At 47.6% G+C, this 25,791-nt stretch carries 30 protein-coding genes; 1 reads left to right on the forward strand and 29 read right to left on the reverse strand.

Annotated features, from left to right (window positions below; genetic code table 11):
• Positions 1-49: 49 nt before the first annotated feature.
• The 27 genes from coaD to ACO9K6_RS03650 all read right to left on the reverse strand — a co-directional run bounded on the left by coaD (position 50) and on the right by ACO9K6_RS03650 (position 22,879).
• Positions 50-529 (reverse strand): pantetheine-phosphate adenylyltransferase, encoded by a 480-nt coding sequence (coaD, locus tag ACO9K6_RS03520; protein ID WP_424766149.1) that lies wholly within the window; start codon positions 527-529, stop codon positions 50-52.
• A 520-nt stretch (positions 530-1,049) separates the two neighbouring features.
• A complete protein-coding gene (spo0A, locus tag ACO9K6_RS03525) occupies positions 1,050-1,862 on the reverse strand; it encodes a sporulation transcription factor Spo0A (protein ID WP_424766150.1) in 813 nt (270 codons plus the stop codon).
• A gap of 295 nt (positions 1,863-2,157) precedes the next feature.
• The gene (gene spoIVB, locus ACO9K6_RS03530; protein WP_424766151.1) at positions 2,158-3,486 is read right to left on the reverse strand and encodes a SpoIVB peptidase; all 1,329 of its coding nucleotides are present in this window, start codon (positions 3,484-3,486) and stop codon (positions 2,158-2,160) included.
• A gap of 123 nt (positions 3,487-3,609) precedes the next feature.
• The gene (gene recN, locus ACO9K6_RS03535; protein WP_424766152.1) at positions 3,610-5,322 is read right to left on the reverse strand and encodes a DNA repair protein RecN; all 1,713 of its coding nucleotides are present in this window, start codon (positions 5,320-5,322) and stop codon (positions 3,610-3,612) included.
• Positions 5,323-5,336: 14 nt separating this feature from the next.
• Positions 5,337-5,789, reverse strand: coding sequence for a transcriptional regulator AhrC/ArgR (gene ahrC, locus ACO9K6_RS03540; RefSeq protein ID WP_424766153.1), 453 nt, complete (start codon positions 5,787-5,789; stop codon positions 5,337-5,339).
• Between the two features lie 16 nt (positions 5,790-5,805).
• Positions 5,806-6,273, reverse strand: a complete 468-nt coding sequence (locus ACO9K6_RS03545; protein ID WP_424766154.1) for a hypothetical protein — start codon at positions 6,271-6,273, stop codon at positions 5,806-5,808.
• A 189-nt stretch (positions 6,274-6,462) separates the two neighbouring features.
• Positions 6,463-7,293, reverse strand: a complete 831-nt coding sequence (locus tag ACO9K6_RS03550) for a TlyA family RNA methyltransferase (protein WP_424766155.1) — start codon at positions 7,291-7,293, stop codon at positions 6,463-6,465.
• 15 nt (positions 7,294-7,308) lie between these two features.
• Positions 7,309-9,252, reverse strand: a complete 1,944-nt coding sequence (gene dxs, locus ACO9K6_RS03555; RefSeq protein WP_424766156.1) for a 1-deoxy-D-xylulose-5-phosphate synthase — start codon at positions 9,250-9,252, stop codon at positions 7,309-7,311.
• A 71-nt stretch (positions 9,253-9,323) separates the two neighbouring features.
• A complete protein-coding gene (locus tag ACO9K6_RS03560; protein WP_424766157.1) occupies positions 9,324-10,238 on the reverse strand; it encodes a polyprenyl synthetase family protein in 915 nt (304 codons plus the stop codon).
• A gap of 2 nt (positions 10,239-10,240) precedes the next feature.
• Positions 10,241-10,495 (reverse strand): exodeoxyribonuclease VII small subunit, encoded by a 255-nt coding sequence (gene xseB / locus ACO9K6_RS03565; protein ID WP_424766158.1) that lies wholly within the window; start codon positions 10,493-10,495, stop codon positions 10,241-10,243.
• Positions 10,479-11,849, reverse strand: a complete 1,371-nt coding sequence (gene xseA, locus ACO9K6_RS03570) for an exodeoxyribonuclease VII large subunit (RefSeq protein WP_424766159.1) — start codon at positions 11,847-11,849, stop codon at positions 10,479-10,481. Before xseA ends, xseB begins: the two co-directional genes overlap by 17 nt.
• Before the next feature lie 8 nt (positions 11,850-11,857).
• Entirely contained in the window at positions 11,858-12,718 is an 861-nt protein-coding gene (gene folD, locus ACO9K6_RS03575) for a bifunctional methylenetetrahydrofolate dehydrogenase/methenyltetrahydrofolate cyclohydrolase FolD (RefSeq protein WP_424766160.1), read from the reverse strand.
• Positions 12,719-12,768: 50 nt separating this feature from the next.
• Positions 12,769-13,212 (reverse strand): transcription antitermination factor NusB, encoded by a 444-nt coding sequence (gene nusB / locus ACO9K6_RS03580; protein ID WP_424766161.1) that lies wholly within the window; start codon positions 13,210-13,212, stop codon positions 12,769-12,771.
• 123 nt (positions 13,213-13,335) lie between these two features.
• The gene (locus tag ACO9K6_RS03585) at positions 13,336-13,566 is read right to left on the reverse strand and encodes a DUF2273 domain-containing protein (protein ID WP_424766162.1); all 231 of its coding nucleotides are present in this window, start codon (positions 13,564-13,566) and stop codon (positions 13,336-13,338) included.
• A 14-nt stretch (positions 13,567-13,580) separates the two neighbouring features.
• Positions 13,581-14,138 (reverse strand): alkaline shock response membrane anchor protein AmaP, encoded by a 558-nt coding sequence (amaP, locus tag ACO9K6_RS03590; protein ID WP_424766163.1) that lies wholly within the window; start codon positions 14,136-14,138, stop codon positions 13,581-13,583.
• Between the two features lie 99 nt (positions 14,139-14,237).
• A complete protein-coding gene (locus tag ACO9K6_RS03595; RefSeq protein ID WP_424766164.1) occupies positions 14,238-14,645 on the reverse strand; it encodes an Asp23/Gls24 family envelope stress response protein in 408 nt (135 codons plus the stop codon).
• A gap of 136 nt (positions 14,646-14,781) precedes the next feature.
• Positions 14,782-16,137, reverse strand: coding sequence for an acetyl-CoA carboxylase biotin carboxylase subunit (gene accC, locus ACO9K6_RS03600; protein WP_424766165.1), 1,356 nt, complete (start codon positions 16,135-16,137; stop codon positions 14,782-14,784).
• Between the two features lie 56 nt (positions 16,138-16,193).
• Positions 16,194-16,697: an acetyl-CoA carboxylase biotin carboxyl carrier protein gene (accB, locus tag ACO9K6_RS03605; protein ID WP_424766166.1), complete on the reverse strand. Its 504-nt coding sequence runs from the start codon at positions 16,695-16,697 to the stop codon at positions 16,194-16,196.
• A gap of 242 nt (positions 16,698-16,939) precedes the next feature.
• Positions 16,940-17,560 (reverse strand): SpoIIIAH-like family protein, encoded by a 621-nt coding sequence (locus ACO9K6_RS03610; RefSeq protein ID WP_424766167.1) that lies wholly within the window; start codon positions 17,558-17,560, stop codon positions 16,940-16,942.
• A 31-nt stretch (positions 17,561-17,591) separates the two neighbouring features.
• Complete coding sequence (gene spoIIIAG, locus ACO9K6_RS03615) at positions 17,592-18,224, reverse strand: stage III sporulation protein AG (RefSeq protein ID WP_424766168.1); 633 nt, start codon at positions 18,222-18,224, stop codon at positions 17,592-17,594.
• 29 nt (positions 18,225-18,253) lie between these two features.
• Positions 18,254-19,018 carry a stage III sporulation protein AF gene (spoIIIAF, locus tag ACO9K6_RS03620; RefSeq protein WP_424766169.1) on the reverse strand — a complete coding sequence of 255 codons (765 nt, stop codon included), beginning with the start codon at positions 19,016-19,018 and terminating at the stop codon, positions 18,254-18,256.
• 16 nt (positions 19,019-19,034) lie between these two features.
• Positions 19,035-20,282 (reverse strand): stage III sporulation protein AE, encoded by a 1,248-nt coding sequence (gene spoIIIAE, locus ACO9K6_RS03625; RefSeq protein WP_424766170.1) that lies wholly within the window; start codon positions 20,280-20,282, stop codon positions 19,035-19,037.
• Positions 20,283-20,287: 5 nt separating this feature from the next.
• Positions 20,288-20,683 carry a stage III sporulation protein AD gene (gene spoIIIAD, locus ACO9K6_RS03630; protein WP_424766171.1) on the reverse strand — a complete coding sequence of 132 codons (396 nt, stop codon included), beginning with the start codon at positions 20,681-20,683 and terminating at the stop codon, positions 20,288-20,290.
• 42 nt (positions 20,684-20,725) lie between these two features.
• Positions 20,726-20,929, reverse strand: coding sequence for a stage III sporulation protein AC (spoIIIAC, locus tag ACO9K6_RS03635; RefSeq protein WP_137186654.1), 204 nt, complete (start codon positions 20,927-20,929; stop codon positions 20,726-20,728).
• A 15-nt stretch (positions 20,930-20,944) separates the two neighbouring features.
• Positions 20,945-21,463, reverse strand: coding sequence for a stage III sporulation protein SpoIIIAB (gene spoIIIAB, locus ACO9K6_RS03640; protein ID WP_424766172.1), 519 nt, complete (start codon positions 21,461-21,463; stop codon positions 20,945-20,947).
• Positions 21,460-22,509 carry a stage III sporulation protein AA gene (gene spoIIIAA, locus ACO9K6_RS03645; RefSeq protein WP_424766173.1) on the reverse strand — a complete coding sequence of 350 codons (1,050 nt, stop codon included), beginning with the start codon at positions 22,507-22,509 and terminating at the stop codon, positions 21,460-21,462. Before spoIIIAA ends, spoIIIAB begins: the two co-directional genes overlap by 4 nt.
• 103 nt (positions 22,510-22,612) lie before the next feature.
• Positions 22,613-22,879, reverse strand: a complete 267-nt coding sequence (locus tag ACO9K6_RS03650; protein WP_424766174.1) for a YqhV family protein — start codon at positions 22,877-22,879, stop codon at positions 22,613-22,615.
• A gap of 154 nt (positions 22,880-23,033) precedes the next feature.
• Here ACO9K6_RS03650 and ACO9K6_RS03655 point away from each other — a divergent pair, with 154 nt between their 5' ends.
• Entirely contained in the window at positions 23,034-23,744 is a 711-nt protein-coding gene (locus ACO9K6_RS03655) for a 2-phosphosulfolactate phosphatase (protein WP_424766175.1), read from the forward strand.
• 94 nt (positions 23,745-23,838) lie between these two features.
• Here the strand turns inward: ACO9K6_RS03655 and ACO9K6_RS03660 are convergent, their stop codons facing one another.
• Positions 23,839-25,092, reverse strand: coding sequence for an aspartate kinase (locus ACO9K6_RS03660; RefSeq protein ID WP_424766176.1), 1,254 nt, complete (start codon positions 25,090-25,092; stop codon positions 23,839-23,841).
• Positions 25,093-25,220: 128 nt separating this feature from the next.
• Positions 25,221-25,778, reverse strand: coding sequence for an elongation factor P (gene efp / locus ACO9K6_RS03665; RefSeq protein ID WP_424766177.1), 558 nt, complete (start codon positions 25,776-25,778; stop codon positions 25,221-25,223).
• Positions 25,779-25,791 lie beyond the last annotated feature (13 nt).

Raw genomic sequence — 25,791 nt, forward strand, 5'->3', positions numbered from 1 at the left:
TCCCAACGTCTTCGGTTTTTTTATATTCACTGCAAACATTCACTCCTATTTAGACATCCACGTATTCAAGCATTCTCAAATACGCTTTCGGCACCATGTAGGAAGCTGCAAGCTCCGTCTTATCTGATTTAAGAAACATCCGAACAAGCGAACTGCTCGTTTGCATGTAATGGGTGTAAGGAGACAAATAGACCGTATCGGCCATCGTTGTATTTCGTATATATTGCTCAAGTTGAAGCTCGTATTCCAAATCGGTTGCATTCCGAATCCCCCGAATGACGACATCGATATTATTTTCATTAATATAATCAGCAACAATACCCTCATAAGGAACAATGACGATTTTGGGATCCATTGTAATCGAGAGGCTTACAAGCTCCGTTCTTTGTTCGATCGTGAAATGATGGTTCTTCGAACGATTATTAGCTACGAGGATATGAACCTCATTAAACAAATGAAATGCTCTTTCAATAACGGACACATGCCCGAGTGTAATGGGATCAAAGCTACCTGCATAAACAGCTCTCACCGTCTCATCCCCCTCCCTTGTTTTACAATGCGATAACGATTGTTTAATAAGATTACATTTCTCTCCATCCTAGTTTATCATTCCGAAATACATGAGCACTATGATTAAATTATTAAATCGAATCGAGGTGGAAAAATGAAAATCGTGTTTGATGTATTCGTAGACGGAAAGGTAAGAGAAACCCTTCAACCCAACACTCAGCGTTTAAAAGAAATCCAGACCTTCATTAAAGCCGAATCGGCTACTATCATTAAAAAATACGGAACCAATGTTTATCTGAACAGAAGATTCATTTACAACTAAGGCATCCTGAGATGGCCTTTTTTTGTTTCCTCCAGACTCTCACAACAAAAAATACCGCCCTTCATTGAGTTTTTGGAAAACCCAATAAATAACGGTATTAATTGACAAGCTGCATAAAATTTATCGGCTTAAGTTTGCTGAATTCTGATATTTACAGCCAAAATTGTTTTGGCTGTAATCCGTTTCCAGCACCCTCAATCCCTTACGCCGCCTACTCTCAGCTCACCTTATGCTCAATCCGCAGCTTATCCGCGACCATCGCGATAAATTCGCTATTGGTCGGTTTCGACTTAGAGATGTTAATCGTGTAACCGAACAAATGTGAGATGCTGTCGATGTTTCCGCGAGTCCAAGCGACTTCAATCGCATGGCGGATCGCCCGCTCAACGCGTGATGGTGTCGTTTTGAATTTCTCGGCAATTGCAGGATATAGCGTTTTTGTGATCGCGCCAAGAATTTCGATGTTGTTATACACCATCGTAATCGCTTCACGCAAGTACTGGTAACCCTTAATATGAGCAGGAACACCAATTTCATGAATAATGCTTGTAATGTTTGCGTCAAGGTTCTTGCCCTTTGCAATAGGTACAACATTAGATTTCATGATGGATGTGCTTGAAGAGTAGCTGCCCCCAGTAGTGATAGCCTGGTTACCCACCAATTGACGAATGCGATTAGCCAGCACATCCATATCAAATGGCTTTAGAATATAATAGGAAGCCCCGAGCTGTACTGCTTTCTGCGTAATATTTTCTTGACCGAATGCGGTCAGCATAATAATTTTCGGCATTGGCGACAGGTTCATTTCCTTCAAACGTTCGAGGACGCCTAAACCATCCAAGTGTGGCATAATAATATCAAGGATAAGCACATCTGGAATTTTTCTCGTTTCCTCCAAATGTCTTAATACCTCTTCACCGTTATAAGCTACTCCACTAACCGTCATATCACTTTGTTCGGATATGTATTCTGATAATAAATTAGTGAATTCCCGATTGTCATCTGCCAATAATACATCGATCTTATGCAAATTGTGGTCCTCCCTTGAATGGTTATTCTTGAGTTCGCTCACTAGTTGTCTGCTTAAAGTTTTCGACATGGGCGAATGAAATCCTCCTGTCGAAAATTATTTTTCTTTATTTTTTTATGACAATTCGATATAATTAAAAATTTATTACATAGTATGCCACTTTTCATCGATCTTCGACAAAATTCATATCAAATTTTATAGTATACGCAATTTTTGTAGGAATATGATTAATGTAAAAATGTCTGCTGCGGCAAACGATTTGCCGTAACAGACATCTCTACAACCTCCACTAAAACTACGCTGCTTCACCAATACGTCCATTTGCTGCTTTCAATAACACACCAGCATCCTGCAGCATCCACTCAATAAAACATCCATAGCCTGACGCAGGATCATTAACGAATACATGAGTAACAGCGCCAACGAGCTTGTTTTCCTGTATAATCGGACTTCCAGACATGCCTTGAACGATACCGCCCGTCTTGCTTAATAGACGTTTATCTGTAATCTTAATAACCATACCCTTAGTTGCTGGCCCGGATTGTTTGGATACATGTACGATTTCTATCGTAAATCGTTCCACCTTTTGTCCGTTCACAACTGTCAAAATTTCCGCTGGCCCTTCCTTAACATCCTCAGCAAACGCTACAGGTAATGACTTATTATTATAGCTATGCATAGGTGCTTCATTCATTTTTCCGAATATGCCAAACGGTGTATTTCGCTCGACATTCCCTAAAATCTTGCTTTCCTTCACAAAATGAGCACGCTTCTCACCGGGTTCCCCATTTTGGCTTTTGTTAATTGACGTTACACTTGATTGTAATATTTGTCCTTCCCCGACCTCGATCGGGGTTTGTGTATCCATATCCGTGATCACATGCCCCAATGCGCCATAAACACCTTGATCGGGGGCATAAAACGTTAATGTCCCGACGCCGGCAGCCGAGTCTCTGATGTACAAGCCAAGTCTCCAGGCTTTATCCTCAGCATCAAAGATTGGACTGAGATGTGTATCCGCTAATTTCCCATTGCGCTTATAGGTAACTTGAAGAGGCTTATGATCCTTCCCTGCTCTTTCGCTTAGCTCAGCCACCTTATGGACCTCGTTTACATTTGAACCGTTAATTTTGACAATAAGATCACCTAATCTAAGCCCTGCTGCTTCGCCTGGTGATTGCTTCAACCCATTATCACCTATAACCTGATGATGACCAACGATTAAAATACCAGCAGATTTCACCTTAACACCTATTGTCTGTCCGCCTGGTATGACACGCAAATCAGGAACAACATTGACTTTTACCGTCTTAAAGGGAATTTTACCGAATAATTTCACTTTCATCTGCGTTTGACCGCTGCGGCTCGGCTGGAGTGATAATGGTTCATTCAAATTGACGGACAGCGAATTGCGGGTTGTTCCATTAATCTGAAGCATATGAGGGTCGACCGTTACTTCTGCATGAACGGGCACTCCATATTGAAGTCGTTTCAGCTGCCCGGAGAATAAACGAAGTTCATTCGGAATAGCGGCAAAATGTTGAAACGGAGCGGAGCAACCGATCATACAAATGAAGAAAACGAGAACTAGGCCAAACCATCGCTTCCGTTTATTGGAGTTCAATGATTTCACGCTCCCTGTAATTCCATCGCATGACGTTAAAGGCATAACCGCCATTGGCGTACCTTTAAGTTACCCCGACCCGTTCGTTTTATGTCCGAAAAAACATTCCCTGAATGGCTACCATTACGCCCCCTTCTGCTTAAGCGCCATATCAAGCATTTCTTGTGCGTGATGCCTTGTTTTTTCCGTGACCTCTACCCCGCCAAGCATCCGGGCAAGCTCCTCAATGCGAACGGAATCGATCAGCTCGTCCACAGAGGTTGAGGTTCGCGCCCCTACGATCTGCTTGCGAATTTCATAATGATGGTCAGCCATGCACGCGACCTGCGGTAAATGAGTAATAGAGAATACTTGGCATTTAAGCGCCAGCTGAGACATCTTCTCAGCGATCGCTTGTGCTGCTCTTCCACTTACGCCTGTATCCACCTCATCAAATATAAGAACAGGCACTTGATCGATTTCAGCAAAAATACTTTTTAATGCGAGCATGATACGGGACATCTCTCCGCCTGACGCAATTTTACTAAGCGGCTTTAATGGTTCACCAGGATTAGAGGAAAGCATAAATATCGCTTCATCCATTCCGTTACCATGGAGTCGGATCTGATTCTCTTCGCTGCCGCTAACAAAGCTTTGGTCAATTTGGACCTTAAATCTCGCCGCTGACATCTGGAGCTGGCTGAGCTCCTTCTCAATGGCGTCAGACAAGCGTGTAGAAGCGTGCTGCCGAAGTTTTGACAGCTCCTTCGCCAATTCTAATGCTTGCGCATAAAGAGCCTTCTCCTCCGCTTGGAACTTCTCAAGCAGCTGATCACGATTCTCAATCTTGTCCCGATCAGCTGTCGTACGTTCCAGATAAGCTAATATATCAGGTATAGTTTCACCATATTTGCGCTTTAATCCATTTATTAAATCAAGCCTGTCATCAATTTGTGACAATAGCTCCGGATCAGATTCGATTCCGTCACGATAATCACGCAGTTGGAATGCTGCATCCTCCGCTTGATAAAAAGCAGACTGCAGCTGTTCAAGCAACGGACCAAGCTTCGCCGAGTCATAAGACAGGATGTCGCTCAGCTTTGCTGCCGCCTTGCTTATGGCATCCAATCCCTTATCTTCGTAAAGCAATGAGTAGGCATCTGAGACGGCATCCATTCTTTTACCTGCATACATTAGCTTGCGTCGTTGATCCGCAAGTAATTCATCCTCCTGCGGCTTCAGCTGCGCATTTGTTATTTCTTCAATCTGGAAACGATATAAGTCAAGCATCTGGACATTATGTCTCGTAGAGCTTTCCAGATCGCGTAAAGCCGCTCTTGTCTTCTGCAGCTTATCGAATAATTCCCTATATTGAAGCTTACGTTCAATGAGTAAATCACCCGCAAATAAATCAAGCCACTCCAAATGCTGCTCTGTGCGCAGTAAAGATTGATGCTCATGCTGTCCGTGAATGTTGACCAGATACTCGCCAATCTCTCGCAGCATCGTCATCGTTACAAGGTGGCCATTGACTCGACTGCTGCTTTTGCCATGCGAGGAGAGCTCCCTTCGAATGACAAGCATCTCTTCAGGCGAGGAATTCACGCCAAGCTTTGTAAGTACATGCCAGACCGGATGACCGGGCGAAAGATCGAACATGGCTTCCATTTCAGCTTTTTCGCAGCCATAGCGAACCATGTCTGCTGAGCCCCTGCCGCCTACTACTAGGCTTAACGCATCGATTAATATCGATTTACCGGCCCCTGTCTCCCCTGTCAATACATGAAATCCATCATGAAAAATAACGTTCACTTCTTCAATAACCGCTAAATTCCTTATAGATAACTCACGCAGCATGACCAAATTCCTCCTTAGTTCAATAGCTCAAGCAATCGTTCTACAATTTCTCCGCTTTGTGTCTTGGACCGGCAAATCATCAATATCGTATCATCGCCGCAAATCGTTCCCATTACTTCTGACCACTCCATGTTATCGATTAAAGCGCCAATCGCATTAGCCGTGCCTGGCAAGCACTTCATAACAACCAAATTATCTGTGAAGTCAATATGTACAAAATGGTCCAAGAGCGCTCGTTTAAGCTTATGGATCGGATTTTGCCGCTGATTGTCCTGCGGGATTGAATATTTATATTTCCCTTCTCCAGCTGGCACTTTAATCAGCATCATTTCCTTCATATCGCGAGATACAGTAGCTTGTGTAACTTGCATGCCCGTTGCACGAAGCGCCTCCACTAGCTCCTCTTGGGTTTCGATCGTATGGTGTGTAACAATTTCCTTTATTCGGAACTGTCGAATCCCTTTCATATAAACCCTCCATGTCTCAGTAGTCTGCAATGTGAAATGTAATGGTTCGAATGATCTTAACTTTAGCATCGACGAACAATACGCCATCGCATTCAGGTAACAATAATGAATACACGAGCAAACGATCTCGAACCCCGCTTGCCGTCCAATCCATCGGCATTCGGTCACGAGCAGTCTTTACAACGTAAATTTTCTTATCTTTTTCCACAATATAATCTATATATAACCGGCTGCCTTTCCCAAGCGGATTGCCGTCCAGCTTTATCGGTATTGGCACGAGATGCTTGCCTGAGCGCACCTCAAAGCCAGCTTTCTCCAGCAGTACAATATTCTCGTCATTGGCTTGAAGTTCTCCTCCCTTGCCAAGCACGAGTCGATTCACACTTGCAGGCTCATGCAGCCAACGATAGAACGCTCTAAAAATCCAATACAGGAGTACAGCTCCAGCAAGCGCCATGATCAGCCAATCACCATTATGATTCATCGGTATCCCCCATTCGCGAATGGTTTATCATCCTACAGTTCGCTAAGCTGGGGGCAATTTCCTCTCTCGAACTTGAACCGAACGTTTGTTTGGTTTTCACTAGTTTATCAAATGAAGCCTGCCTCTGTAAAGAAAAAAGATGCCCTTGCAGTTATTAAACTGTTTGGCACCCTTCTCGGATCCTGCTTTTTATTTTCCAGCCGTAAATGTCTGGCTGGCCGTTTTCACTAGCTCATCAAGCTTATCTTCTTCCGGAACTATCGTATTCGGTTGAGCTGTCCATAGCCAGTAAGCCAAAAATTCAATATTGCCCTCTCCGCCTGTTATAGGAGAGAATGTTATGTCCTGAAGGCTGTATCCTAGCTCTGCTGCAGCAGATAATATCGTCCTCAGTACATCCTTATGGACGCTTGAGTCACGTACGACACCTGACTTTCCGACCTTATCCCGTCCCGCTTCAAATTGAGGCTTAATAAGCGCAACAACTCCCGAACCAACCGAGAGCAAGGTCGAAAGGGCAGGTAAAATAAGCTTCAAGGATATAAATGAAACGTCGATTGTTGCAAAGGTTGGGGCAGGTCCGATTAAATCAGCGGGCTGCGAATAACGAAAATTGGTACGCTCCATCACATTCACTCGTTCATCCTGCCTGAGTGACCAGTCTAATTGATTATAACCGACGTCAATCGCATAGACGTAGGATGCTCCGTTCTGCAGCGCACAATCCGTAAACCCGCCGGTTGACGCACCAATATCGAGCATGACCCGATCGCTCAAATCGATGTTAAAGGCACGAATCGCTTTCTCCAGCTTAAGTCCACCGCGGCTGACATAAGGATGCAAAGCACCCTTAACCTTAATGTCTGCCGTACGCACTACCTTCATACCGCTTTTGTCCACCGGCTCATCATTAACCAGCACGAGCCCTGCCATCAGCGCAGCCTTTGCTTTTTCTCTGCTTTCAAAAAATCCGCGCTCTACCAGGAGCACATCAATTCTTTCTTTCGCTGTTGTTGTCATCTTTCTCCTTCAAGCCTACTGCGGGCCTGTTACTCGCTTCATTCGACGCGGCAGCATCGTTTTCATTTCCATAGCGACTCGCTCGGCCGTTAAGCCGACTTCCTGCCGCTGCTCCTTGATTGTACCATGCTCCACAAAAATATCCGGCACACCAATAATACGAACAGGTATACCATAAATGCCCTTAAGTGAATAGAACTCCAGCACAGAGCTGCCGAAACCTCCAAGCTCCGCGCCTTCCTCAAGGGCAATGATATTCCTGCCCTCTGCAGCGAGAGATAAGAGCATTTCTTCATCAAGAGGCTTAATAAACCTTGCATTAACAATTTGAACATTAAGCCCTTCACGCTTCAGAAGATCAGCAGCCTCCTCGGCAACCTGAAGCATTGGCCCAATGGCTAAAATAACGCCAGAGTCGCCCTCACGAACGATTTCCCATTTGCCAATCGGCAGCGCCTGCGGATCAGCATCCATCTCGACGCCTAATCCGGCAATACGCGGATAACGCACTGCAATAGGCCCATCATTGTAATCAATCGCGGTTTTGAGCATTTGTCTTAACTCATTCTCGTCTTTAGGCATCATAATAACCAAATTCGGAACATGTCTTAAATAGGCTATATCGTATACGCCATGATGTGTTTCACCATCGGGACCAACAAACCCCGCGCGGTCAATCGCGAAAACTACATTTAAATTCTGACGACATATGTCATGCACAATTTGGTCGTATGCCCGTTGCAGGAAGGTTGAATATACGGCATAGACAGGCTTCATTCCTTCCATAGCCAGCGCTGCGGACATTGTAGCCGCATGCTGCTCCGCAATCCCTACATCAATCATTCTGTCCGGGAATTTCTCCGCAAATTTGAGCAAGCCTGAGCCGCCTGGCATAGCCGGCGTAATGGCAACAATTCGCTCATCCTTCTCGGCTAATTCAATAATCATATCGGCGAATACATCCGTGTATACCGGAGGGCCGACAGCTTTGACCACTTGACCGGATTCGATCTTGTAAGGTGTAATGCCATGCCATTTGAAAGAATCCGCTTCGGCAGGTGAATAGCCCTTTCCTTTTACCGTCAGCACGTGCACAAGCACTGGTCCCGGCATGGAATCCGCTTGCCGCAAAATATCAAGCACCTGTTCTAAATCATGACCATCCACGGGCCCCAAGTAAGTAAAACCGAACTGCTCGAATAAAATACCGCTAACCAGCAAATATTTCAAGCTGTCCTTAAAGCGTTCTGCTGTTTTGGCGAGCTTGCCGCCGATAGCTGGAACTTTGTTCAACAATTGCTGAAGATCATCCTTCGCCTTTTGATAATGGCGATCCGTGCGTATCTTGCCCAAATAATGATGCAAGGCTCCTACGTTGGGAGCAATTGACATTTCGTTATCATTCAAAATAACCATCAGGTTTTTCTTCTCATGCCCAATATGATTGAGCGCTTCCAGAGCCATTCCGCCAGTAAGCGCCCCATCTCCAATTACAGCCACAACGCGATTGCTGTCACCCTTCAAGTCACGGGCAAGCGCCATACCCATAGCAGCAGATAAAGAGGTGCTGCTGTGTCCCGCTTCCCACACATCATGCTCGCTCTCCGCGCGTTTCACAAAACCGCAAAGGCCTTTATATTTACGCAATGAATCAAACCGGCCCTTGCGTCCGGTCAAAATTTTGTGAACGTACGATTGATGTCCAACGTCATATATAAACTTATCATCAGGACTGTTAAATAAATAATGCATGGCCAGGGTCAATTCCACAACTCCCAAATTAGGAGCGAGGTGACCACCTGTAACGGAAAGCTTCTCAATTAGAAACTGACGGATTTCACCGGCAAGCTGCTCCAGCTGCGCGGTTGTCATACCCTTCAAATCTAGAGGTCCGTTAATCTGATCAAGCAGCACGTTACTTTCCTCGCTTTCACGGACAGTATAAAATAACCGTCCCATGTACAACTACATTTTTCCTATTATAGCATACTGCAGTTTTTTTCCCAACCTGCTCGTACAAGCTTTGTATATCAATGATCCCGCTGAACAAGGTAATCAGCTATTTCCAGCAAACGGCCAGGCATGACCAAATCCGCTTCAAGTATGGCAGACTTTGCCTCATGCGTTAAGCGCTCTACCTGTGCCTTGCTTTCATCCAGGCCGATCAAGTACGGATAGGTTACCTTACTCTGGTCCACATCGCTATTTGTTTTCTTGCCTAGCTTTTTCTCGTCCCCGATCAAATCAAGTATATCATCCTGAATCTGAAAAGCTAAACCAATATTCCGCGCATACAAAGCTAGAAGCTCGAGCTGCTTTGAATCAGCTTCACCAATTCTAGCCCCTGCTGTAACCGAAAATACAATTAAATCGCTAGTCTTATGTAGATGTATGTATTCAAGCTCTGCTATTGTTGTTATGCCTTGCTCGCCGAGCATATCCGCCGCTTGTCCGCCTACCATGCCGGGTGCTCCCGCAAGCTTGGCTAAATCCTCGACGATAGCCAGCGCCACTTCTGCGCTTATTCCGCTCTTACGTACCGCTTGAGGAATTAAATGAAAAGCATGCGTAAGGAGCGCATCACCTGCTAGAATGGCCATGGCTTCACCGAACACTTTATGGTTAGTCGGTTTTCCTCTTCGAAAATCGTCATTATCCATAGCAGGCAGATCATCATGAATTAATGAATAAGTGTGTATATATTCAACTGCGCATGCTACCGGAACAGCCGCTTCAAATGCTGAAGATTTACCCAACACAGCCTCAGCTGCCGTTAACACGAGCGCCGGCCGGAGTCGTTTGCCGCCTGCCTCGAGCGAATAATACATGGCTTCTCTCAGTCTGCTTGGAATGACCCATTCCAACGGAAGCGCTGTCTGAAGCGAAGCTTCCGTCAGCTCCGCGCATTGCTTTAAATAAGACGTTATCGTTGCCCTCTCGTTCAAGCTTATTCCCCTTTGTCCTCGTTCACTGAAGCAAACGGTTTTTTCTGAAAGCCTTGTTCCGTCTCAATGAGCAATTCAATCTTGCGCTCAACTTGCTCCAGCTTGCCTCCGCAAAGCTGTGACAGCTTCATGCCTTCTTGAAACAACTCAATAGCCGTCTCCAAAGGAACATCCCCATTCTCAAGCTTAGATACAATTGTATCTAATCGTTCCATCGCTTGCTCGAAAGTCAAATCGCTATTATTCGCTGCTTCCATTGACCTGATCTCCCCTCAAAGAATTAACCTGACAGTCCAGCTGACCGTCTGCTACTTTCACCTTCACGACATCTCCGGGCCGTACGTCGGCAATCGATTTAATTAAATGAAGCTCATGCTCATCATATACGAGACTATAGCCGCGGGACATGACCTTTAGAGGACTTAACGCGTCCAACTGCCTAATCGCACTGTTGAGCCTTAGCTTCTTTTCTTTTATAGTCGAATTCATAGCCTGCTCGAGCTGTCTGGTTGTACCTTGCCAGCGTTTCGCCGCATAAGCCGCTCGATCTCCAGGATGATGCGCTGCCAACAAGGCCTGCATGCGGGCAAGCTTTGAATAACCGCGTTCAGTTATCGATTTGGTCCGCTGCCCAAGCTGCTCTTTCATCCGATCAAGCTGTTGTGCTTGCTCAAGCAAATATTTACGTGGATATAGGAAAAAAGGAGAGCGCCGAATGCGCTGCAGCTTCTCCTTTTCTTCTTGAACGCGATAATGAATTCCTTGTGTTAACCGCTGCGTCTGCCGCTGAAGCTGCTGCTGCAGCTCAGACATATTAGGAACGGCAAGCTCGGCAGCGGCTGTTGGCGTTGCCGCACGCAAATCTGCCGCAAAATCAGCAATGGTGAAATCCGTTTCATGTCCGACTGCGCTAATGACGGGAATTTCCGAGGCCGCTATGCTTCGGGCTACTGCTTCCTCATTAAAGGCCCAAAGCTCCTCAAGCGAGCCGCCGCCTCGGCCTACAATCAATACGTCGGCTTCACCAAAACGGTTCATAGCTTCTATCGCTTTCACGATAGCCGGTGAAGCTTGAGTCCCTTGTACAAGTACAGGATAGACATAGACAGGAATGGAAGGATAGCGCCGCTGCAGTGTAATAATAATATCCCGGACTGCTGCGCCTGTTGGTGAAGTAATGACACCGATAGCGCGTGGAATACGTGGCAATGGACGTTTCCGGGCGGCAGAGAATAAACCCTCCGCCTCTAGCCTGCTCTTCAGTTGCTCATAGGCGAGATACAAGCTGCCGATTCCATCCGGCTGCATCGCCGTTACATAAAACTGATAGTTTCCATCCCGTTCATAAACCGATATATTGCCCCTGGCGATCACCTTTGTTCCTTCCTTCGGAAGGAATGGAAGGCGCTGATTATGAGAGGCGAACATGATGCTTTTCAGTTTACTGTCGCTATCTTTCAGCGTAAAATACATATGCCCGCTGGAATGATGCGTGAAGTTTGATATCTCACCGCGAATCCACACATCGCCAAGCACCGGGTCGGACTCCATCTTCATCCGAATATAGCGATTAAGCTCTTTTATGGAATAAATCCGAGGCTGTTCCGCCATGCCAAACGTCACTCCTTGATTCCGTTTGCCCTTTTTGCTGCAGTTATCGTATTTTTCATAAGCATAGTAATCGTCATGGGTCCAACACCGCCTGGAACTGGAGTGATGAAGCCCGCTGTATCCAGACAATCATCATAATCCACATCTCCTGCCAGCTTACCGTCCGGCAGTCGATTGATTCCGACATCGATTACGATTGCACCTGGCTTCACAAACTTACGGTCAATCGCTTTGGCTTTGCCGATAGCGACAACAAGAATATCCGCTTGTTTAGCGAGCTCTTCCATATTCGCTGTACGCGAGTGGCAGATGGTGACCGTAGCATTCTCGCGAAGCAGGAGCATAGCTACCGGCTTCCCTACGATATTGCTTCTCCCGATCACAACCGCATGCTTGCCTGAAATATCAACACCGCTCCGCTTAATGAGCTCAATAACGCCAGCTGGCGTACATGGCAGCAAGCTGTCATCGCCAATAACCAGATTGCCTACGCTTTCCGGATGGAAGCCGTCTACATCCTTGTCTACGGAAATAGCATCTATGACGGCTTTCTCGTTTATATGCTTCGGAAGCGGCAATTGAACAAGTATGCCATTAATAGAAGCTTGATTATTCAAGCGCTCAATGACCGCTAACAGCTCCTCTTCACTTGTGTCGGCGGTTAACCGATGAACCTCTGAATAAAAGCCCAGCTGCTGGCACGCCTTTTCTTTTGATCCGACATACACCTTGGATGCCGGATCCTCTCCTACTAATACTACAGCTAATCCAGGAACGACTCCCTTCATTTTAAGCTCAGCCGTCTCTGAAAGCATTTCCTCGCGTATAAGATCAGATATTTTTTTTCCTTCAATAATTTGTGCGCACATCGCTCTAGTCTCCTTTTGCTTCGATATCAGCATCACGCCCAATAAAGGGATTAAGACCTCAGTTCGTCAATTCCAAGCAGCAGTTTTCCAAGCACGCCATTGACGAATTTCCCGGATTCCTCAGTTCCAAAATGTTTTGCTAATTCGATGGCTTCATTGATCGCTGCCTTTGGCGGCACATCATCACGAAATACCATCTCATAACATGCAAGCCTGAGCACCTGTCGATCAACGCGCGATAACCGGTCTACCTGCCAGCCTGTCAAAAACTGCTGCAACATGCCGTCTATGGCCTGCTTTCGCTCCATCACCCCAAACACAAGCTCGCGCACAAACTCATCCGTGCTGCCAATCTCAGAAGGGTCGGCCCCTATTTCATTTTCCTGCCTGAGCTCATCCATCAGCATATCAACCGCATCTGATGCCGATACCTCGTTCATTTCCATTTGATACAAGCTTGAAACCGCTATTTCCCGTGCTAATCTTCGTTTCATGTGACCTCCGTGGCAACATTTATGCCAATTATATTGAAATGTTCTGAAAAAAAACCTATGATCTCCTCCCTGCCCCGAATAAAGCGGGTATCCGGAATACGGAGTACGGAGGAGAACACAGGATCATTTGAATGGCCGAAATCTTTCTAACAACGAATACCAAAGCCGCTGCCATGGAAAGATCGATCCGTTGTTTAATTCTTTCTGCACGCCTATCCAATAACCGATTGCGACGAGCAGCCCTACAAAGAGCATATCCCAAAAACCGACAATCAAGTAGAGTATGCCGAAAAACAGTCCCACTGCAGCGCCTGCTGCACGTTTCCCATAGACAGCCCAGAATTCCCTCCACATCAGCAAACCCACCTCTATTCCACGCGACTCTTAATTGTACTCGTTTGGATGATGTTCGCAACGTATACCGAAACATTCGTTACCGGTACGCCAGAAATGTCCTCCACATGCTCTTTGACAGCACGTTGAATATCTTCTGTCAGTACAGGAATAGAGCTTTCGCCATCAACTACCGCACGTATAACAATGTCGAGTCCAGCGTCGGTTGCTCGTATGCGAGCGCGTAAATCCTTAACTCCACGCTGACGAGATGCTGCCTTAAGCGCTAAATTTTCTATCGTTTCGAGAGAAATCCGGATATCGCCGAAGTCAGTTCTCTGATCGATTGACGGGGCGGAAGCCGATCCGCGCTGAAGCGATACGATGAAAAAACGCAGGCTCAATAAAAACAGCACGACACCCAGTACAGCAATTGTAATTTGAATGGAACTCAATCGATAGGCGTCATCGACTAAATCATTCATGAGGTCTATTGAAATCCAGTTAAACCCCATGGATAGCAGAAATACGGAAAGACATCCGATGATAATGCTATAAAGAAACAAAAGCAGCTTGTCCACAACTTTTACCAAGCGTATTGCCTCCTCCTGTGAAGCCGAATGAAAACCCCCTTGCGCCGAGCGGCATGCCCATTCACGAGGGGGTTATAAAATGGATTAATGAATCATTCATTATTTAACTCTATGCTGACTCTCTTCTTCTTCCGGTTTCTCCGGCGTCTTGAAATGTACATCGTGAATATGTACGTTCACTTCGACAACGTTAAGCCCTGTCATCATCTCGATCGAACGTTTCACATTTCGCTGAATTTCAGATGCGATTTCCGGTATTCGATTACCGTATTCGATGATAATGGATACGTCTACCGCAGCCTCGCGCTGACCCACCTCAACCTTGACGCCCTTGGACAGGTTCTTGCGGCCTAGAAGCTCAACAATGCCTCCGGCGAATCCGCCGCTCATGCCAGCAACGCCGTTCACCTCGATCGTCGCAAGTCCTGCGATTACTTCGATTACTTCAGGTGCAATTTGAATCGTGCCAATGTCCGTTTTTTCATATTCCGCAGCAATGGTACTCATGATTGTTGTACACCTCCTTAAAGTTGCGAGTACTCAGCCTTCAAGCCAAGCCATTATCCGCATCTTGTTAATATACTATAACATTCGGCATGAAATATGACAAACAATACACCTTGTTCACATTTTTGTCGTGTGATTATTCCCGCGCGTTAATGTCATTTTCCTCTAAAAACTTGATGTCGCACTCACCTTGAATGAATGTCGGGTGATTGAGCAGTTTCAAATGGAACGGAATTGTCGTTCGAATACCCTCAATCGCAAATTCGGATAACGCACGCTTCATGCGCGCAATCGCCTCCTCGCGAGTAGGTGCCCATACGATAAGCTTTGCGATCATAGAATCATAATGCGGTGAAATTGTATAGCCCGGATAAACGGCGCTGTCCACACGAACACCTGGGCCGCCTGGCGGCAGATAAAACGGAATCTTTCCTGCCGAAGGCATGAAATTGCGTTCGGAATCCTCTGCGTTAACCCGGCATTCGATCGCCCAGCCGTTAATCCTCAACTCGCTTTGCGTGAAGGACAATGGATTACCTTCGGCAACAGAGATCATTTCTTTAATCAGATCCACGTTCGTGATCATCTCAGTAACGGGATGCTCGACCTGGATTCGCGTATTCATTTCCATGAAGTAAAAGCTGCCATCCGGTCCCAATAAAAATTCCAGCGTACCTGCGCCTGAATAATTAACGGCAAGCGCAGCTCTTACGGCGGCTAGTCCCATTTGCTCGCGAAGCTCAGGCGTCAAAGACGCGCATGGCGCTTCTTCAACAAGCTTCTGGCGTCTGCGCTGAACGGAGCAATCGCGCTCGAACAAATGAACCGCATTGCCGTGCTTGTCGGCCATGATCTGAATTTCCACGTGCTTCATGCCAGTCAAATACTTCTCTAAATATACGCCCGCATTGCCAAAGGCCTTCTGCGCTTCCTGCTGTGCATTCGTCAATTGCTGAACGAGCATCGTTTCATCGTCCGCGATTCGAATGCCTTTGCCGCCGCCGCCTGCTGTAGCTTTAATAATAACCGGATAACCGATCTCCCTGGCAACAGCAATCGCCTCATCCATACTCTCAACTAGACCGTCGGAGCCGGGAATGATCGGCACGTTGGCTGATTTCATCGTCAGCTTAGCCTCTGCCTTATCGCCCATTCTATTGATCGCATCAGGTGAAGGACCGATAAAAGTAATATTGCAGGACTCGCAAATTTCCGCGAAATTCGCATTCTCAGCAAGAAAGCCATAGCCGGGGTGTATTGCGTCGCATTCTGTAATCGTTGCCACGCTCATTATATTGGTTAGATTTAAATAACTGTCCTTCGATGTCGTCGGACCGATGCAATATGCCTCATCCGCCAAGCGAACATGGAGCGAGTCCCGATCCGCCTCGGAATAAACGGCAACGGTGCTAATACCTAGCTCGCGGCAGGCCCGAATAATTCTAACCGCTATCTCACCGCGGTTTGCAATTAATATTTTGTGAAATTTCACGTAGGAACCCCTTTCAAACAACTGTTTCCCTGTTCGGACGTTAACTCACTCGTAAATTATTCTGCTTTAACTAGAAACAACGGCTGTCCATATTCTACAAGCTGGCCGTTAGTAACCAATATTTCAACGATCTCACCGTCAACCTCAGCCTCAAGCTCATTCATCAGCTTCATTGCTTCAAGAATACAAACTACGCTTTTCTCATTAACGCGATCGCCAACCTTGACGAAGGCTGCTGCATCCGGCGTTGGCGAGCTGTAGAAGGTTCCAACCATTGGTGATACGATTTGATGAAGATTTTGGGCAGCCGTACGAGCAGCATCCGATTCTTGTGCAGCTTGCAGCTGGGATGCTGCTGGCGCTGCGGTCTGCGCTGGCTGAGCTTGCAGCGGCGCAGACGAGTATGTATGCGTAATTGGAGCCGCTTGCACATTCACCACTTCTGTTTTGCCAGGCTTGCGGATGAGTAGGCGAGTCCCTTCGTTTTCGATTTCCAGCTCATGAACGGAAGTTTGATCGACTAATTTGATCAACTCTTTGATCTCGCTCAATTTGAACATGAATAATTTCACTCCTTAAATTTGCGATAGCAAAATGCTTCACTAGCTTCTTAGCCAATACTGCTTAAATGCTAATCTATCCATATCTTTCACATAACGTTTAACATTATAACATAAACCATCGGGAAGACGAATCATTTTTTGTTCAGCCTTTTGTTATCTAGCAAAAGAGCCTCTGCCAACGTCAGCTCATACGCTGACTTGGACAGAGGCTCTCTTATACCTTCTTGAAATCAAGCGTCTTATTGCGGTACATATTGGACGGAGATTTGATCGGCATCGACTTCCATCGTGCTCATTACCATTTTAACAATGTCCGCCGCCTGCTTCTTCTCCAACTGCTCGCTAGAGACAACAACCTTATAGCGCTCGTTTTCTTCATCAATAACAGCTACCTCATACTGCTCCATCAACTCAGACTCGAGTCCGGCAATTTTGGAAACTTTTTCTTCCAGAAGCGAGAGCTCCTCGGCGGCAGCCGTTAACTCTTCAGGCTTCTTCTGAACATCGGCCATAACCGACATGATCCGGTTTTCTTCTTCGGCATTTACCATTTCTCGCTTCGCAAGCAGCTCGCTGAACAAGCCGCCCGCAGCAATGCCTTGCTGATCGACCTGATTCAGAACATCCTGGTCCTCCTCGCTGAGAACCAAAGCATCGCCTGACAAATCTACTTCACCGACTACTAGACCATTGTCATCTGCAGCTGCTTCCATAGCATTTCCTGCAGCTTGCTCCGTTTGCGAACCATCGGTCAACACGTTCGGCGAATCAACATCCTGCGTAAATAAATAATAGGCCGACAGCACAACCATTAAGCTAAGCATAGATACGAGCCAAACCGTTTGTCTTTTCGTGTTCATGAGAACACCCTCCCCAATTTTTCGATTTAAATTATTGTTTGCTTGGAACGACTGATATCCGGTTAACCGGCACATGTACGCCTTTCTCCACAGCGTTGACAATGAGACGTCTGACCGTCGCATTTTCCGCGCCTTTGGCGACTATGAGAATACCGCGAATGCGCGGGTTAATCGTTTTGGTAATAATCGGCTTCTGGTCTCCGGAAACCTCATAAAGCACCACCTGGCCATCCTTCGTAATCGATGTAATATGTCTTCGCCCGCCGTTTCGATCATTCTCATCCGTAATCGACTGCGATTCATTCTGGTGACGCTCAACAATAATTTCCTCGGTGGAATCTATCGTCACGAGCACATCTACCGTACCAACACCTACAATTTTCTCCAAGATCTCCTTCAGCCTGCTCTCCAGCGGATGCTCGATCGCCGCAAACTGCGCACCTGCTGCTGTACCCGCATTATTCCATACCGCCTCTGCCTGCGGAGGCGGATTCGGATCCTGCGCCGAGGGCTCGACATCCTTATAGGTGAGAAAAGAATTCATAATCATAAGCGCTGCGCCAATCCCTCCAACGATAAGCAGTATCCTCAGCGTCCTTACACGCTTCGGACCGCTGGGACCGCCGCCAACCGCTGATTCCAAGCCTTCCAGCCACTTGGCCACCGCGCTGTGCCTCCTCTCCATCTAACGGTTTAATGCGATGCTCCCTGCTGCGGAGCTGGCTGCCTTACAACAATTTGCTTCGCAGCTACGCCCCACCTCTGTTCAATCGTACTCTTGATGGCTGCTGCGGCTGCCGGGTCCGCCTCACTCCACAATCCGTCATCTGCTTCAGCCTTTTCGATAAATCCGATTTCGCTGTCGGGTTGCTTTGGCGTCGAATTGCGTGCACCCTCTTCTTCCCCTGGCTTCTCAACCTGAACACCAATCGCTACAGGCTGCACTTCCTCAACCGGCGACGCTTCCTTCCAGCTTCCGGCTTTCTCATCAACCGATTTAAGTGTAACTATAACCTCGCTGATGAGTGGCATCTGCTGTCCCGAGACATTTATCCATTCCATGACGGCGTCAACGCTTTCGACGGGCGCCTGCGTCCGTTCGATCAGCTCAGCTTTCATCGTGCTTTCCATCGTGCGCTCCGCAAGCTTGGACGCTTCCAAAGCCCGCTGCTCACTCAACTGCTCTGCATCTCGTTGAATCTGGCTTAGCCCTGTCATTGGCACCTGACGAGCCATTGCCGATTCGCTCCAGAGATCCATTTCTTCATCAAGCTTTGTGCTTATATCGCTTTGTATCAGCTTTAATATAGGCGATAATATGGTTAATAAAATGAACAATCCGACCACCAGGCGCGCATACCGCTGCATCGCTTTGTTCGGGAGCAGCAGTTCAACAAACACCGCCAGCAAAATAACCGCGATGATGTCTCTCAGCCAATCGCTTAACCAAGCAACCACTGCCTTGTCTCCTTCCTTATCTCACCATTAGCGCTGCATTTCCTGCAGTCAGAATAATTGTGACAGCAAGGAAAAACATGAGGCTGACAGCCGCCAACGCGGCGAACACATAAATCATTGTTTTTCCGATCGTGCTCAGACAGGTTACGATCGGAGAATCGCCGAGCGGCTGCATGACTGCAGCGGATAAATTATAAATTAGGGCGAGCGTTAATATTTTGATAGCTGGAAATGCGCTAATAAAAAGTAAAACGATAACGCCTGCCAATCCGATCGCATTTTTGGCGAGCATGGACGCGGATATGACGGTATCGGCTGCATCCGAGAACATTCTTCCAACGACGGGCACGAAGTTGCCGGTAACGAATTTAGCCGTCCGCAGCGTCACGCCGTCCGTTACCGCCCCTGTTGCTCCCTGCACCGATATCACGCCGAGAAAGATGGTAACCAATACCCCCATCACGCCTACGGCGATCGTTCGAAGTAAATTGGCCAGCTGCGTAACTTTAAATTTCTCCGATAGCGCGCTCGCGATATGAAGAACGGCCGAGAAGAACAAAAGTGGAAATACAACCGTGTAGATGAGCGTGCCTACTGCATGAATCATAAAAATAATAAGTGGATGAAGAACCGACACCGTGACGACATTGCCCATCGAAGCAAGCAGCGTAAGCAGCAGCGGCACCATGGCCAGCATGAACTGAATCATGCTCTCAATCGCTCCTTTGGCATAGCCGATCGCTACATGAAAGCTATTCACGGCAATAATGATCAGCACCATGTACGTAATCGAGTAGGCAACCTTGCTGACGGCATTTCGCTCGAAAGCATTCTGAAGTGTTTCCAGCACCATACTAAACACAGTGAGCATCACGATCGTGACAAGCAGCTTCCCGTTATACAGCACCTCATGCCAGAAATATTTCAGCAGTCCCTTCAGCATGTCGGTCAGCTTTAATCCATCGCCGCCTGGCATGATCATATCCATGAAGCTTGGAACGCGCTGTTCTGGAAAAAAACCGCCGTATTCGCTGCTCAGCTTATTCCAATAGCTCTCAATGCCCTCTGTGTCCAAGCCGCCCAGCTGATTCGCTGTGAGCTCATTCGTAAGCTGGTCTCTTTGCTGCTGCAGATTCCCGGCAGGAGCCTGTGCGCGTATATCCTCCGCAAAGCCTATTCCCGGTACGAAGGAAAACAAAAAGGTCGCAGCCAGTAGAAACAGCAGCAGCTTGGCCCGATCACGGGCGGAGGCGAGCTTGATCATGCACTTCAGCTCCCATCCGGCAGCAGGCCAATTACCGTCTCCACGATCACACTTATAATAGGTACGGCCATGACGAGTATGAACACCTTGCCGGCAAATTCAATTTTTGAAGCGATACCCTCTTGACCGGCGTCTCTTACGATTTGTGCCCCGAATTCTGCAATGTACGCGATACCGATTATTTTCAAAATCGTCTTTAGGTAGATGGACGGGATGCCCGATCGATTCGCCAAATCCTCCAGCACCGAAAGAACAGCCTCAATTTTTCCGATCAAATACAGAAAGATGAACAGTCCCGTAAAGGCGGCTAGCAAAAAAGCGAACATCGGCTTCTGTTCCCGAACGACAAGGATAAGTATGGTAGCCATCAGACCCAGTCCGACGATTTGAATCATTTCCACTTCGTTCATCACCTACTTGCTTGCGCGTCCGACTATCGACATCTACTGAAACAAAAAGATCGTTTTGATCTCTTGAAATAGATCGTTGAGGAGCCGAACAACCATAAATAGCACAACAACGAAACCAATTACCGTTACCCAGTGCGCCATATCTTCCTTACCCATTTGCTTGAGCACGGAATGAATCATTGCGATTACGATCCCGATTCCAGCAATTTGAAAAATAGCGCTAACATCCATGTTCATCTGTGCGGCACCCCATTACACCATCAAAATGACGATCAGCACAGCGATCAAAATACCGAGACTTTTCCACATCTTCTCATAACGCCCTTGATCGTCTCTCGCTGCGTCCTCCTCTGACTTAAGCTGCAGTAACGCTAGACGTAAATGCTTCATCTGATCTTCCTTATCGCTAATTCCGAGCGTGGACCCTAGCCTTAAGAGTACAGCCTGCTCGTTACTGCGCATTGAGGTTGCAGGCCACCCATGTATTATCGCTTGCTCCCAGCTGTCCTTGAAGGAGAAGCTCTCCGTTTCCCATATCCCGCTCGCCGCATGGCGGAATATGGAGGCTAATGGCTCGGCCGTGGCTTCGGCTGTTCGTTCAAGCGCTTCGGGAAGCGGCGTATGTCCATAGCCGATTTCCGTCTCCAGCCGCTGCAGCGCATGCGCGAGCTGTCGCAGCTGACGAGGACGCTCGGCGAATCTGGCAGCCTGCTGGAAGCCGATCAACGTCCCAGCGAACAAAATCAATAACGCTCCAAGCAGCTTCATCATAGGTCATCTGCTCTTTGTCGTCCCGATAGCGCAGGGATAGGACCCGCTGATGCCTGCTTTTGAACGGCAGGGTGCTCACGCGCGAGATTTCGTCCCATCGCCTCCGCGGATACGACTCTATGCATGATGCCATGCTCCGTTCGCTTCAGCTCTACCACCTGTGTAAATGCTCCCTCGTCCAGCAGTCTTCTTAACACGGGCCGCCCTCTCGCATCCTGTAAATCATAAGCATGCGCGGTTGCAACAACGCTGATGCCTGCATGACTGGCTTCGCGAATGGCCTCCCCATCCTCCGGCCTGCCGATCTCGTCAGCGATTAAAACCTCTGGAGACATTGACCGCAGCAGCATCATCATGCCCTCCGCCTTCGGGCAAGCATCCATTACATCGGTACGCGGTCCGACATCGAACGTCGGTATTCCGCGGACGCAGGCGGCAATCTCCGAACGCTCGTCTACGATTCCAACCTTTCTGCCTTGCCACACATTCGCTTCAAGAGGCGGCCACAGTCCGTAGCTGACAGATCGTGCAATGTCGCGGACAAGGGTTGTTTTCCCTTGCTGGGGAGGCGCCAGGATGAGGGAAGAGTGCAGTGTTTTTCGCGTACGGTCCAACAGCTTCGGCAGCAATAGAGCACTAGCGCCAATCACCTCTCTAGCTACTCGAATATTAAAGGCGCCGATATCGCGTATACCTCTTACTACGCCGCTGTCCAGAATCGTTCTGCCTGCAAGTCCAATGCGATGCCCGCCAGACACCGTTATAAAGCCTCTTCGGAGCTCCTCCTCCATGGCATACAAGGAGTAGTTCGTAATACGCTCCAGCAGCTTGCGGCAAGTATCAGCCGAAGGCTTATACGCGCCGTCTGCCGTTTGACGCAGCGAGCCATCCATCGTCATGAATCTGGATTGCCCTCGAAAACCAATTTCTAGCGGCCTTCCCTCTCGGACGCGTATTTCTTCAAGCTGCTCTTGTATCGATTCAGGAAGACGCTCCAGGAGCGTCTTTAACTCTAAGGGAAGCAGGTGTATTACACGTGCCAGCATATCTTCATCACTCCCGGAGGTTTGTCCTTCGTTGTTCCTATTTGTATGCGGGCCATGCGAGAATATGTCTCCCTATTCTCTTAATTGCTAGATTCGCAAACTATTATTTCTTCAAAATGCCGATCATCAAGCAAATGACTCCCGCTGCCACCCAAATAAACTTTGAAGGCGACAGCTTATCCGACAATCCGACTAGACCAACCGTAGTTGTTGCAATCAGAATTATCGGCCCTACTAATGCGAGTGAAGAATTTACAACTAAAGCCTTATCAATTTGATTGAGTCGAAGCATCAGCAGCGCAGCGCATATTTCGATCGTGCCCGATGTGAGCCGCAAAGATGCCATGGTCACAACGATTTTGTTTAACATAAATTTATGACCTCCCTTCATTAATGCAATGCTTCTATACTTATATGCATGCTTGTCTCTATTTCATGCCGGGCACCTGCCCAAGCCGAAACGCATATTGTGAAGGATGACTAACAAAAGAATGACATAATGAAGAGAAAGGCGGATCAAACACATGCATGTGCAGGTCATTTCAAGTGTGAATGAAGCAAGCTCTGCTAGATTCCATCACAAAACAGCCATTATCGCCGATGTCCTTCGAGCGACTAGCACGATTGTGACAGCTATTGCTGCAGGCGCTTTATGCGTCATTCCAGCGGAGACCGTTATGGAGGCAAGAGCATTGGCACGACCAGGCGACTTACTCGGCGGAGAACGCTTTTGCCGAAAAATTGCGGGCTTTGATCTAGGAAATTCACCAGAGGAATATACGGAGCAGGTCGTATCAGGCAAACGCATCGTACTTACGACGACCAACGGCACACGCGCCATTCACAAATCGATGAGAGCGGATTATGTGTTGACCGCTTCACTTCTTAATGCTGAAGCCTGTGCTCGTACTGCAATTGAATTACGAAGGGATATCATCATTTTATGCGCGGGGAGTCACGATGAATTTGCTGTTGAGGACGGCTTATGCGCTGGACTCGTACTCGATAGGCTGCATGCGATTAGTCAAGCTCCAATTGAAATGGATGATTTTGGCGTTGCGATGCTGGCTCTCTACCGAAACCGGGCCCCTCAAATAAAAGAGACGCTTTGGAACGGACAGACGGGGAAGCGGCTGCTCAAGCTGGGGCTGAAACGGGATCTCGAAGCTTGCTCTGCCATCGATGTCTACCAAGAGGTGCCTAGACTAAATGGCGATCAGCTCACACGGGCTTAGCCAATAGATGTCGTTAACAGGTCTTGCACGCATTTAAGCATCACAAAAAAAGCTCACTCCCATTTTTGGGAGTGAGCTTTTTTTGTGAAAGCAATTAACGACGATCCTGAGGACCGCCAACAAATGCTTGCTCAGCCGCATCTAGACCGTACGCTGTGTGCAGCGCGCGCACCACATCGTTCAATGGTTCGGCCGCGATAACACAGGAGCACTTAATTTCAGAAGTGCTTACCATCTTAATGCTTACGCCGAGCGAAGAAATCGCTGCGAACATTTTCGCGGCTACGCCCGGATTGCTGACCATGCCGGCACCAACGATAGATACCTTGACTAGATTTGATTCAGACGTCGCTTCGCGATACGAAACTACGCTGCGATTTTTCTCAATAACAGACAGCGCCTTGTCCTTGTCATCGCCGGATACGGTAAAGGAGAAATCGGCTTTGCCGTCCTGCACACCGCTTTGTACGATAATATCGACATCGATGCCGTTGTCCGCCAGTGCGCCAAAGACGTTCGCAAGCACACCAGGAACATCCTCAACGCCCAAAATGCTAATTCTAGCTACATTTTTGTCAAACGCAATGCCGCGAACGACCACGCCCTGCTCCATGACCGCTTCCTCCTTCACACTTGTACCTTCGTTTTGAGTAAAACTTGAGCGTACGACAAGCTTCACATTGTTATGCTTTGCATATTCTACGGCGCGCGGATGAAGCACTGCGGCGCCCAAATTAGCAAGCTCAAGCATTTCATCATACGAAATCTCATTCAGCTTGCGGGCATTTTTCACGACGCGGGGGTCCGTTGAATAAACGCCGTCCACATCCGTGTAAATCTCGCAAACATCCGCATTCATTGCGGCTGCCATGGCAACTGCGGTCGTATCAGAGCCGCCTCTGCCAAGCGTCGTAATTTCCCCGTCCTCCGTCATGCCTTGAAACCCGGCAATAATCGCTACATTGCCCTGCTCCAACGCTTTAAAAACACGATCAGGGTGGATATTTGTCATTTTTGCTTTGCTGTGCACCGCTTCTGTCCGAATGCCTGCCTGCCAGCCGGTAAAGGAAACTGCGCGAGCACCCAACTGGTGGATCGTCATCGAAAGCAATGCGATCGATATTTGCTCACCAACCGTCAGCAGCATATCCATTTCCCGCGCCGGCGGATTCGGATTAAGCTGCTTCGACTGATCGATTAGATCGTCTGTCGTATCTCCCATAGCAGACACAACGACAACAATATCGTTGCCCTCCTGCTGCCTATCAATAATTCGCTTTGCGACGCGCTGCATCCGCTCCGGCGTTCCCACGGAGCTGCCGCCAAACTTCATCACTATCAACGACAAAGCTGATTCACTCCCAACCTTGACATATACATACAAGACATGATTATAACACAGAAGTTAATCAAATGGGTATATAAAACTACAAAAAAACCGCCCGAGATGCTCGGACGGTTTTAATAGACAGCTTACTATGCGCGCGAGATATATTTACCTTCACGTGTATCGACTAGCAAAACGTCGCCTTCGTTGATGAACAGCGGTACCTGAACATTCAGGCCCGTCTCAACCTTGGCACTTTTCGTTGCACCCTGTGCCGTGTTGCCTTTTACGCCCGGCTCCGTTTCAATTACCTTCAAATCTACGCTGTTAGGCATTTGAATGCCGAGAATTTCGCCTTGGTAGCTCGAAATGTTAACATTCATATTTTCTTTCAGGAAGTTAACTTCCCACTCCAGCTGCTTTTTGTCAAGATTGAACTGGTCAAACGTTTCATTATCCATGAACGTGTACTCCGAACCGGAGTTGTACAAATATTGCACCTCGCGGTTTTCAATAATTGCGCGTCCAATCGTTTCGCCTGCGCGGAAAGTTTTCTCAACAACGTTTCCGTTGCGAAGGTTTTTCAGCTTGGAGCGAACGAATGCAGCGCCTTTGCCTGGCTTTACGTGTTGAAAGTCAAGCACGGTGAAAATATCATTGTCCACTTGTACGGTTAAGCCTGTCTTAAAATCGTTTACTGAAATCATTGCTGATTCCCTC

Source organism: Paenibacillus praedii (assembly GCF_049725345.1).
GTDB lineage: Bacteria > Bacillota > Bacilli > Paenibacillales > Paenibacillaceae > Pristimantibacillus.